The following is an 11191-nucleotide window of genomic DNA, read 5'->3' as shown; positions in this document are numbered from 1 at the left end:
CGGCCGGGCTCACCATCGACCAGTTCGCCCCGCGCCTGTCCTTCTTCTGGGCGGTGGGCATGAACTTCTTCATGGAAGTGGCCAAGATGCGCGCCGCGCGCCTGCTTTGGGCGAAGCTCGTGAAGGGTTTCGACCCGCAGAGCGACAAGTCGCTTCCCTTACGCACCCATTCGCAGACCTCGGGCTGGTCGCTGACCGCGCAGGACGTGTTCAACAACGTCACCCGCACCTGCATCGAGGCGATGGCGGCCACGCAGGGCCATACGCAGTCGCTGCACACCAATGCGCTCGACGAGGCGCTCGCCCTGCCGACCGACTTTTCGGCCCGCATCGCGCGCAACACGCAGCTTTTCCTCCAGCAGGAGAGCGGCACGACCCGCATCATCGACCCGTGGGGCGGCTCCTATTACGTCGAGCGCCTGACCCACGCGCTCGCGCAGAAGGCCTGGGCGCATATCCGGGAGGTCGAGGAACTCGGCGGCATGGCGAAGGCCATCGAGGCCGGGATCCCCAAGCTGAAGATCGAGGAGGCGGCGGCCCGCACGCAGGCGCGCATCGATTCCGGCCACCAGAAGATCATCGGCGTGAACGCCTTCCGCACCGCGGACGAAGCCGCCATCGACATCCTGAAAGTGGACAACGCGGCCGTGCGCGCGAGCCAGATCGAGAAGCTCACGCGCCTGAAGGCCGAGCGCAGCCGGGCCGACGTGGACGCGGCCCTGTCCGCCCTCTCCACGGTCGCCGCCTCGGGCGAGGGCAACCTGCTCGACCTCGCCGTGCAGGCGGCGCGGGCCAAGGCCACTGTGGGCGAGATCTCCGACGCGCTGGAGAAAGTCTGGGGCCGCCACCGGGCCGAGATCAAGGCGATCTCGGGCGTGTACAAGCGGGAGGTCGGCATGGCGTCGCCAGCGGTTGAGAAGGTTCGCGCCCTGGTCGAGCAGTTCGAGCACGACGATGGCCGGCGCCCGCGCATCCTGGTGGCCAAGATGGGCCAGGACGGACACGACCGCGGCCAGAAGGTGATCGCCTCCGCGTTCGCCGACCTCGGCTTCGACGTGGATATCGGCCCCCTGTTCGCCACGCCGGCGGAAGCGGCCCGCCAGGCCATCGAGAACGACGTGCACATCATCGGCGTGTCGTCGCTGGCGGCCGGCCATCTCACGCTGGTGCCGGAGCTGAAGGGGGAACTCGCCAGGTACGGCCGCGACGACATCATGATCGTGGTCGGCGGCGTGATCCCGCCGCAGGATTTCGATGCCCTCCATCAGGCCGGCGCCGCGGCGATCTTCCCGCCCGGCACCGTCATCGCCGACGCGGCCGTGAACCTGATCGACGACCTCAACCGCCGCCTCGGTTACGGGCCGAAGCAGGCCGCGGAGTAAACGCGAGCCGTCTTGAACAAGCCTCTGCATGTCATGGCCGGGCGTGTCCCGGCCATCCCGATTCCGTGAAGCGCCGCGCTTATCCGTATCGAGATCACAGGCCCAAGGCCGGTGATGACGAGGAGGCGCCAATCAGGACCGCTCGATCGCCCGCTTGATCACCTGCTGCACGTCCTTGTTCGTCAGGAACAGGTCGTGGTTGATGATGCCGCCGGCCGGACGGATCGAGACGGCGAGCGCCCGGTCGTCGCTGGAGCTGATGACGGTGATCGTCTTCGCGTCGGGCCCGAGGCGTTCGAGCCGTGGCCTGTTAACGCGGCCTTCATCATCGCCCGAGAATAGGTAGTTCCACCTAATTGCCTGTGCCCGCCTCCGTGAGAAGCTTGTCTCAAAGACAAAGTTTTTCATGCATTCCTTTGCGGAGCACCGATGTCGCTCAATCTCGACGGGTATTCACTGACCTTCTCCGACGAATTTACCGGCTCCTCCCTCAATACGTCGATCTGGAGCACGCAATACTGGTGGGGCGGCCGCACGCTCGCGAGCAATGGCGAGATGCAGTATTTCGCCGACCGCTCGACGCCGGTCATTCAGCGGAACCCGGCTCTCGATCCCTTCGCCATCGTGGCGGATCCGAGAGAAGCCGGCGACGGCATCCTGACCATCACGGCGCGGCCCTCGCCCGATACAGGTCTGACCGACGGGCTTCCCTACGTGTCGGGCCTCATCAACACGCACGGCACCTTCTCCCAGACCTACGGGTACTTCGAGATCTCGGCCCAGGTGCCGTCGGGCCAGGGATTGTGGCCCGCCTTCTGGCTTCTGCCGCAGAGCGGCAACTGGCCGCCGGAGATCGACGTCCTGGAACTGCTCGGACACGATCCCTCAACCTACTACGTCGGCTCGCACTGGACCGACAGCCATGGGAGCCATGCCTACGACACGCAGGGCATCTCCACGGGAATCGATCTCTCCCAGGGCTTCCACGCCTACGGGACGATGTGGACGGCCGATAGCATCACCTTCTATCTCGACGGGACGGCGGTCTATTCCATGCAGACGCCCGCGGGCATGAGCGAGCCGATGTATCTGCTCGCCGGGCTCGCCGTCGGCGGCAACTGGCCGGGCGCGCCCGACCAGACGACGCGCTTCCCGGCGGAGTTCCAGATCGACTACATCCGCGCCTGGTCGGCGGACATCCTGCCGTCGACGCCGACGATCACGCCGAGCCTGAAGGGAACCTCCGGGGCCGACCTTCTCGTCGGCGACGCGAATGCGAATGCTCTCAACGACATCGTCTTCGCGTACGGCGGCAACGATACGCTGGAGGGCCTGAGGGGCAACGACACGCTCGCCGGCGGCCATGGGGCCGACACGTTCCTCTACCGGACGGGCCCGAGCGGGAACGACGTCATCGTGGACTTCGATCCCCTGAGCGGGGACGCGGTGCGCGTCACCAAGGCCATCCTGGGCCAGAAGAACTTCTCCGGCCTCTACCGGATGATCAAGGACAACCCGTCGGGCGATGCGGTCCTCAAGCTGTCGGATGGGGGCTCCATCACGTTCGAGGGCGTCAGCAAGGCGCAGCTCGGTTACGACGACTTCTTCATCGTGTGAGATTGCGGCAGGCGGGCGCGGCGTCGCGCTACGACCGCTCGATCGCCCGCTTGATCACCTGCTGCACGTCCTTGTTCGTCAGGAACAGGTCGTGGTTGATGATGCCGCCGCCGAACTCGGAAGCGTCGGCCACGCGCACGCCCAGGGATTCGAGCCGCTCGCGATCCGCCGCGCCGGCCCGGATGATGCCGCCGGCCAGACGGCTCGAGACGGCAAGCGCCCGGTCGTTGGTGGAGCTGATGACGGTGATCTTCTTCGCGTCGGGCCCGAGACGTTCGAGGCCGCGGGCGAACAGGTCGATGTCGATGTCGGGGGCCGCCAGCACCACGGCGCCGATGCGGTCCATGGCGTTCTCGCCTCCGGAGGCGCGCAGCATCCGCAGGGTCTCGAGGGTCAGAAGGGTGCCCATGCTGTGGGCCACGATGTGGATCCGCCCGCCGCTCGGAGTCTTGGCGATGGCGGTGAGCAGATCCTCCAGGGCGTCGCGGGACCACATGGCGCTTTCGCGGTCGGCCACGTAGCTGAAGGTCGAGGCCGCGGACGGCCAGGTGAACAGGCCCGTGACCCCGGCGAACTTGATGCCCTCCGACAGGTCGACGGTCGAGGTCGCGGCGGTCTCGAAGCTCTCGCGATAGCCGTGGATGTAGAGCAGCAGGTTGTGCCCGAAGGCCGCCTGGGCGAAGGCCTGGGCGGCCTTGCTGTGATCGACGTTCTCGACCTTCGCGATGCTCCAGCCGCTGTGCCCGAGCAGGGAATCCGCCGGGGGCGCGAGGCGCGCCTCCGCGAAGACGAGATCGGCCGAGCGCTCGCTGCTGAACCAGGGCTTCTTCGGCGGATCGCCCACGGGGAGCCGCGTGGTCGCCACGAGGAGCTTCGGATCCCGGGCGAGACCGACCTGCGACGAGACCGGGCTGGTGAGGGCCGAATCCTCTCCGAGGCATCCGGACAGGGCGAGGCCGGCAAGGCAGACGAGAGCAAGGCGGGAAACGGGGAAGAGCATGGGGCCGGGTTTCAAGAGACAAGGAGGGCAGTGCTGTGTTGTCCCCGATCATGGCATGCGCAAGGCAGAGGACCGTCGGCCGCGCGTTCAAGCAGGAAGACGGTAAACCAAAGGTGAACGGCGGTGTCCCCGTGTCGCCTTGATGGGGCGCGGGCGCATCCGTACCTTCGGGTGATGCTTGCCTTCCTGTCCCGGGTCCTCCTCGTCATCGTCGGCCTGTTTCTCCTGCCTCTCGGGGCTCATGCGCTCTGGTGGGCGCTGCGCGACGACGTGGCGCCGAGCTGGCGGGCCGCCGACTGGTCGAGCGCGAAGCTGCTGCCGGCGGCCTCCGAGGCGCCTCAGGCCATCGTGGCCGTCTATGCGGCCCGCGTCGGGCGCTGGCGCGGCATCTTCGCCCACCACACCTGGGTGGTCGTGAAGGAGGCCGGCGCGAACACCTATACCCGCTACGACAAGGTCGGATGGGGCAGCCCGGTCCGCACCAACGGCTGGGCGCCGGACGGCCGCTGGTTCGGCAACGCGCCGCATCCGGTCGTCCTGATCGAGGGCGAGGCGGCGGAGCGCCTGATCCCGCAGGTGCGCCGCGCCGTGGCGAGCTATCCCTACCAGACCTTCGGCGCCTACAATGCCTGGCCGGGTCCGAACTCGAACACCTTCGTGGCCCATGTGGTGCGCTCCGTCCCGGAGCTCGGGGCGGCCCTCCCGCCGACCGCCCTGGGGAAGGACTGGCAGCCGTGGCGCGACATCGTCGGCCTGACGCCGAGCCGCACGGGCATCCAGATCTCGCTCGGCGGCTATGCGGGCCTCGCGCTCGGCTGGGTCGAAGGGATCGAGATCGACTTCATGGGGCTCGTCGCCGGCCTCGACCTGCGCCGCCCCGCCGTCAAGATTCCCGCCTGGGGACGGATCGGCATGGATCCGATCACCTGGTAGGCGCGGCGTCGAGGCGCTTCCGGTCGCGCCGAGCGCAACCTGGGACGCGGACCCGGAGGGCCGCGCCAGAGCATCGGGCTGGCGCATCGTTGAGGGCGAAAAACCGGGTCCACTTTTCCGCACGATGCGCTAAAGCTCTCCCATGACCGGGGGCTCACAGCGAAAGACCGAGATCACGGCCGAAGCCGTGGCGGGAGGCGACCGCGCCGCGCTCGCGCGCGCCATCACCCTGATGGAATCGCGCCGCCAGGATCACCGGGAGGCGGCCCGCGCGCTCCTGCAGGCGCTGATGCCCCGCACCGGCCGGGCGGTCCGCATCGGCATCACGGGGGTTCCCGGCGTCGGCAAGTCCACCACCATCGACACCCTGGGCGCGATGCTCACCGAACGGGGGCACAAGGTCGCCGTTCTGGCCGTGGACCCCTCGTCCACCCGCACGGGCGGCGCGATTCTCGGCGACAAGACCCGCATGGCCCGGCTCGCCGCCGATCCCAACGCCTTCATCCGCCCCTCCCCGTCCTCCGGCACCCTGGGGGGCGTCGCGGCCAAGACGCGGGAGACCATGCTGCTCTGCGAGGCGGCCGGCTTCGACGTGATCCTGGTCGAGACGGTCGGCGTCGGGCAGTCGGAGACCGCCGTCGCGGACCTGACCGATTTCTTCCTCGTGCTCATGCTGCCCGGCGCCGGCGACGAGCTGCAGGGGATCAAGAAAGGCATCCTGGAGCTCGCCGACCTGATCGCCGTCAACAAGGCGGACGATGCGGGCGCCAAGGCCAAGGCGGCCGCCGCCGAGTACAAGGCCGCGCTGCACATCCTGGCACCGTCTTCCGCCGCCTGGACGCCGCCCGTGCTCACCATCTCGGGGCTGACCGGCCAGGGGCTCGACGAGGTCTGGGCCAAGGTGCAGGACCATCGCGCGCGCCTGGAGGCCACCGGGGAGCTCGCCGCCAAGCGCCGCGCCCAGGACACCAAATGGATGTGGGCCCTCGTCCATGAACGCCTGCACGAGCGCCTGCACCACGATCCGGCCCTGCGCCGGCGCGTGCCGGAGCTCGAACGGGCCATCGCGGACGGCACCCTGTCGCCGACCGCCGGGGCCATCGAGATCGCGACGCTGCTGGGGCTCTAGAGCATCGGACGGAAAAGTGGATCCGGTTTTCCGTTCTGACCGATGCTCTCATTCAAGAAGAAGGCATCGGATGGATCCCAAAAGTGCAAGTCCACTTTTGGGTCCGATGCTTTAGCGCAGCGTGCGAGAAAGTGGACCGGGTTTTTCGCCCTCAACGGTGCGCCAGCCAAGAGTGGAGCATCCTTGTGATGATACCCTCTCCACGTCATGGCCGGCCTTGTGCCGGCCATCCCGATCAGAAGAGCGCCGCGCCTCAAACAATCGGGATCACCGGGACAAGCCCGGTGATGACGTGAAGAGGGTGGTGCGAGCGGGTGACGACACTCCTCCCGTCATGGCCGGCCCTGTGCCGGCCATGACGGGAGGAGCCCATGAATCCCGCCGTCCCTATCCGGAATTCCACCTGATCTCGCGCGCGAAATCCGCTTCACTCGACGGGTGCCCGACGGGCATCCGCAAAGAGTGAACCGGGTCGTGATCGATCGGCTGCATCAGCTGCCCATTTTCATGGGCGCCGTCATCGTGTGCCTCTTCTTCCTGGTGCCGACCCTGATCGGTTCGGTGCTGCTGCAGCCTGCCGTCGGACGCCTCCTGCGCGACGAGCGGGATCCGAACACGCTCGTCGGGCTGCTGCTGAACTCCTTCACCCTCTATTACGGCGTTCTCCTCGCGCTGCTCTCGATCGCGGTGTTCGACAATTACGGCAAGGCTCAGGACGCGGTCGGGCGCGAAGCGTCAAGCATCATCGCCCTCTACCGCACCTTCAGCGGCTATCCGGAGCCGATCCGAACCTCCCTGTTGGACAATCTTCGCCAATACGTGGATGAGGAAACAGGCCCCGGCTGGTCGTTCCAGCGCCGCGATCAGGCCTCGACCCGCGGAACGCTCCTCGTCGACCGGCTCAGCCACCAGCTCTTGAGCTTCCGTCCCAGCCGGGAGGCCGGCGAGGACCTGATCCACCAGGCGGCGCTGCGGATCTTCGAGAATTTCATCGAGCAGCGCCGCCTGCGCATCCAGGCGGCCGGGACCAGCATTCCCACGGTCATCTGGTCGGTCGTGCTCGCGGGCGCGGCCCTGAACGTCTTCACGCTCTGGCTGTTCGACCTGAAGCGGACGACGCATCTCCTTCTCGGGGGCGTCCTCATGACCTTCGTCGGGCTGGTCGTCTACATGGTGGGCGTCCTCGACCGGCCGTTCCATGGCGCGCACGGGCTCAAGCCCGACGACCTCCTCCACGCCCGCCAGCAGATGAATCCCAGACCATGAGGCTTGGCTTAAGGAGGCTTGGCTTAAAGCGCCCCCAGGACCTCGGAGGCGAGGCGGATCCGCCCGACCTCGATCCCGTTCCAGTTCTTGAACACGGGCTGAGCCAGCTCCTCGACCGCCCGGCGTTCCGCGGCGTCCAGGGTGAGGAAGCGCAGCACCAGGCCGGCCATCATGGCCTCGGCCGCGCGGCCGTTGCCGTCCTCGGCCTTCAGGGCGACGCCGTAGCCGAGGTCGGGGAAGGACGCGCAATAGACGCCCTCGGCCCCCACCTTCACGAAGGCGCGCTCGCCGAGAAGCTCCATCAGCCTGGTGTCGAAGCGGCCGGTGCCGGCGACCATGAAGGGGTGGCGCGCCACGGCCCGGCGGATCCACGCGGCGGCGGCCCTTCCATCGCCCGGAAGGCCGCTCCCGGTGCCGAACCGGGCGAAGCCGAAGGCGAGCGAGGGGAGCGGAATCGCATAGGTGGGGATCGAGCAGCCGTCGATGCCGCTCTTCTCGACCGTGTGGCAGGCGCCGGTGATCTCCTCCAGGGCTTCGCGCACGCTGCGCTGCACCGGGTGGTCCGCCAGCACGTAGCCCTTCGGGTTCCGGCCCTGACCGCAGGCCAGGCAGATGAAGCCCGCATGCTTGCCCGAGCAGTTGTTGTGGAGCGCGCTCGGGGTGCCGCCCGAGGCGGCGAGCGCCCGGTTGGCCGCCTCGCCCATGGGCCAGTGCACGCCGCATTCCAGGCAGCCGACATCCTGCCCGGCCTTGGCCAGCATGGCCTTGGCGGTCGCCGCGTGCTCGGGCTCGCCCGAATGGGACGCGCAGGCCAGCGCGATCTCCTCGTCGGTGAGCCCGTATTTGTCCGCAATCCCGCTCTCGACCAGCGGCATCGCCTGAAGCGCCTTCACGGCGGAGCGCGGAAACACGCGCCGGTCGACATCGCCAATCGACAGAACTGTGGCCCCTTCGGAATCCACCACCGAGATGCTGCCCCTGTGGCGCGACTCGACCAGGTTTCCGCGGGTGACCTCGACAAGAAAAGGATTGTCCATCAATGCCCCGTTTGAAAAGCGGCGGTGTTGTGGAGGCACTTATTCCAGAAGTCAAAGGGGGCATTGTTGCAAAAGCCAAAAATGGTGCCTCGGAATCGTCCGGCGGCACGGGTTGCTGTGAAGCCCGCGCCACTCTAAACCCAAGGTTCGAACAGACAGGGAGTCTCTGATGCGTGTCGCGATGATCGGAGCCGGCTATGTGGGGCTGGTGTCCGGCGCCTGCTTTGCCGATTTCGGGCACGAGGTCTGCTGCGTCGACAAGGAGCCGGCCAAGATCGAGGCGCTCAACAGGGGCGAGATCCCGATCTTCGAGCCGGGCCTGGACGATCTGGTGGCCAAGAACGTGCGCGAGGACCGCCTGACCTTCACCACCGACCTGGCGCAGGCGGTCAGGAGCGCGCAGGCCGTCTTCATCGCGGTCGGGACCCCGTCGCGGCGCGGCGACGGCCATGCGGACCTGTCCTATGTCTATCAGGCCGCCCGCGACATCGCGGCCGCCATGGACGGCTACACCGTGATCGTGACCAAATCGACCGTGCCGGTGGGCACGGGCGACGAGGTCGAGCGCATCATCCGCGAGACCCGGCCCGAGGCGCAGTTCGCCGTGGTGTCGAACCCGGAATTCCTGCGCGAGGGCGCGGCGATCGCCGATTTCAAGCGCCCGGACCGCATCGTGGTGGGCACCGAGGACGAGCGCGCCAAGGACGTGATGACCGAACTCTACCGCCCGCTCTACCTCAATCAGTCGCCCCTGCTCACCATGTCCCGGCGCACCGCCGAGCTGACCAAGTATGCCGCCAACGCGTTCCTGGCCACCAAGATCACCTTCATCAACGAGATCGCCGATCTGTGCGAGCAGGTGGGCGCCAACGTCCAGGACGTGGCCCGCGGCATCGGCCTCGACAACCGGATCGGGGCCAAGTTCCTCCATGCCGGCCCGGGCTATGGCGGCTCGTGCTTTCCCAAGGACACGCTGGCCCTGATCAAGACCGCGCAGGACCACGAGGCGCCGATGCGCATCGTCGAGACGGTGGCGGCGGTCAACAGCCAGCGCAAGCGCGCCATGGGCCGCAAGGTGATCGCCGCCTGCGGCGGCTCAGTGCGCGGCAAGACCGTGGCGGTGCTCGGCCTGACCTTCAAGCCCAACACCGACGACATGCGCGATGCGCCGGCCATCGACGTGATCACGGCGCTCCAGGATGCCGGGGCGCGGGTGAAAGCCTACGACCCGGAGGGCATGGAGGCGGCCCGCTCGGTGCTGACCGACGTGGCCTACGCCCGGGATGCCTACGATTGCGCCCGCGGGGCCGACGCCCTGGTGCTGGTGACCGAATGGGACACCTTCCGGGCCCTCGACCTGGCGCGCCTCAAGGCGACGCTTGCCGCCCCGGTGGTGGTGGACCTGCGCAACGTCTACCGGCCCGAGGAAATGCGCCGCCACGGCTTCACCTATGTCAGCGTCGGACGCGGCTGACCGGCCCCACGTCGTTATTGGCCTTGTGCCCCCCGCCACGTCATCACCGGGCTCGTCCCGGTGATCCCGCTTGTCTGACGCGCCGGGCCTCACAGGATCGGGATGGCCGGCACAAGGCCGGCCATGACGTGGAAAGGTCGTGCATCCCGATATGCCATTCTCATGTCATCACCGGGCTTGTCCCGGTGATCCCGCTTCTGTGAGGCGCCGCGCTTTTCCGATCGGGATGGCCGGCACAAGGCCGGCCATGACGTGGGAGGGTGGCAGGAAGGGCCGAAGTGGTTCTCACCGGCGCGGTCCCGTGCCATATCTCCCTGATCGACAGATTCGAGACGCCGCCCCGGAGACCCCATGCAGACCTTCTTCGTCGAGATCAAATGCAAGCTCGGCAAGACCTACGCGGTCGCCAACGCCCTCGCCGACCGGGAAATCGCCTCGGAGATCTACTCCACGGCGGGCAATTACGACATTCTCGCCAAGTTCCACGTGGACGACGGGGTCGATATCGGCCACTTCATCGCCGAGAACGTGCAGGTCATCCCGGAAATCGCCGACACGCACACGATCATCACGTTCAAGGCGTTCTGACCGCGGCCCTGCTCCGCCCTCCGGCCCTGTCAGGTGTCGCCAAGCACAGCCCGGCGACTGCGCCCGCGATAGGATGTAGGCTCCTTCGAGGAGGAGCCGATGGCATCCCATACGGATTGGCGCGAGGTCTACGACTTCTGGTTCCCGATCGACCTCGCGGAGGCCGATATCCCGGCGCACTGGCAGATGCTGGCCTGGTGGATGCGCGGGGGAGCCAATGCGGAGCTGCACCGGTTCGCCCCCCTGGTGCGCGCCGCCAAGGCCAGCGAGTTGGATCCTTGGCGCTCCACCCCGCTCGGCCGGCTGTGCCTGATCATCGTGCTCGACCAGTTCCCGCGCGGCCTGTTCGCCGGCACGCCCGACGCCTATGCGTCCGATCCGGATACGGTGAGGCTGGCCGAGGAAGGGTTCGGGAACGGGCACTACGAGGCCCTGACGAGCCCGTACGAGAAATTCTTCTATTTCCTGCCGCTGGCCCATGCGGAAGGTCCGGATCACCTGGACCGGATGAGGCGCATCGTGGCCATCTCGGAGCAGGCCCTCGACGAGGCCCCGGACCATCTCAAGCCGGTCTGGCAGTTCTCCCTCAGCCAGGCCCGGGCCAATTTCGACATCATCGCCCGTTTCGGCCGCTTCCCGCACCGGAATCCGGTGCTCGGGCGAGCCTCCACGCGGGATGAGCTGACCTATCTGGCCAAGGGCGATTTCGTCCACACCCGCTCGCTTCCGGCCTCGGCGTCGTCGGCGATCAGCGCGGTCGGCTGA

The 11191-nt window shown here is 67.7% G+C and carries 11 protein-coding genes; 8 read left to right on the top strand and 3 right to left on the bottom strand.

The window, feature by feature from the left end:
* On the top strand, positions 1 to 1382 hold a 1382-nt coding region (locus NF876_RS23645; protein ID WP_262270947.1), incomplete at its 5' end, for a methylmalonyl-CoA mutase family protein.
* A 132-nt stretch (positions 1383 to 1514) separates the two neighbouring features.
* Here the strand turns inward: NF876_RS23645 and NF876_RS23640 are convergent.
* Complete coding sequence (locus NF876_RS23640; protein ID WP_262270949.1) at positions 1515 to 1790, bottom strand: hypothetical protein; 276 nt, start codon at positions 1788 to 1790, stop codon at positions 1515 to 1517.
* A gap of 21 nt (positions 1791 to 1811) precedes the next feature.
* On the opposite strand from NF876_RS23640, the gene NF876_RS23635 reads away from it, so the two are divergent.
* Positions 1812 to 2999 carry a family 16 glycosylhydrolase gene (locus NF876_RS23635; RefSeq protein ID WP_262270946.1) on the top strand — a complete coding sequence of 396 codons (1188 nt, stop codon included), beginning with the start codon at positions 1812 to 1814 and terminating at the stop codon, positions 2997 to 2999.
* Positions 3000 to 3027: 28 nt separating this feature from the next.
* Here the strand turns inward: NF876_RS23635 and NF876_RS23630 are convergent, their stop codons facing one another.
* Complete coding sequence (locus NF876_RS23630; RefSeq protein WP_262270945.1) at positions 3028 to 3999, bottom strand: alpha/beta hydrolase; 972 nt, start codon at positions 3997 to 3999, stop codon at positions 3028 to 3030.
* Between the two features lie 174 nt (positions 4000 to 4173).
* On the opposite strand from NF876_RS23630, the gene NF876_RS23625 reads away from it, so the two are divergent.
* From NF876_RS23625 to NF876_RS23615, 3 genes are all read left to right on the top strand, one after another.
* Positions 4174 to 4932 (top strand): DUF3750 domain-containing protein, encoded by a 759-nt coding sequence (locus tag NF876_RS23625; protein ID WP_262270948.1) that lies wholly within the window; start codon positions 4174 to 4176, stop codon positions 4930 to 4932.
* Positions 4933 to 5074: 142 nt separating this feature from the next.
* Positions 5075 to 6061, top strand: coding sequence for a methylmalonyl Co-A mutase-associated GTPase MeaB (gene meaB, locus NF876_RS23620; RefSeq protein WP_262270944.1), 987 nt, complete (start codon positions 5075 to 5077; stop codon positions 6059 to 6061).
* A 474-nt stretch (positions 6062 to 6535) separates the two neighbouring features.
* Positions 6536 to 7327, top strand: a complete 792-nt coding sequence (locus tag NF876_RS23615) for a bestrophin-like domain (protein WP_262270943.1) — start codon at positions 6536 to 6538, stop codon at positions 7325 to 7327.
* A 23-nt stretch (positions 7328 to 7350) separates the two neighbouring features.
* On the opposite strand, the gene NF876_RS23610 is transcribed toward NF876_RS23615, so the two are convergent.
* Entirely contained in the window at positions 7351 to 8364 is a 1014-nt protein-coding gene (locus tag NF876_RS23610) for an asparaginase (RefSeq protein ID WP_262270942.1), read from the bottom strand.
* A gap of 169 nt (positions 8365 to 8533) precedes the next feature.
* On the opposite strand from NF876_RS23610, the gene NF876_RS23605 reads away from it, so the two are divergent.
* From NF876_RS23605 to NF876_RS23595, 3 genes are all read left to right on the top strand, one after another.
* Positions 8534 to 9838: a UDP-glucose dehydrogenase family protein gene (locus NF876_RS23605; protein ID WP_262270941.1), complete on the top strand. Its 1305-nt coding sequence runs from the start codon at positions 8534 to 8536 to the stop codon at positions 9836 to 9838.
* A 351-nt stretch (positions 9839 to 10189) separates the two neighbouring features.
* Positions 10190 to 10426: an Lrp/AsnC ligand binding domain-containing protein gene (locus NF876_RS23600; protein WP_009494007.1), complete on the top strand. Its 237-nt coding sequence runs from the start codon at positions 10190 to 10192 to the stop codon at positions 10424 to 10426.
* A 99-nt stretch (positions 10427 to 10525) separates the two neighbouring features.
* Complete coding sequence (locus NF876_RS23595; RefSeq protein ID WP_262270940.1) at positions 10526 to 11191, top strand: DUF924 family protein; 666 nt, start codon at positions 10526 to 10528, stop codon at positions 11189 to 11191.

This window comes from Microvirga yunnanensis (assembly GCF_025460875.1).
Note: the sequence above shows the minus strand (reverse complement) of the source record. Positions and strands in the feature narration are given on the sequence as shown.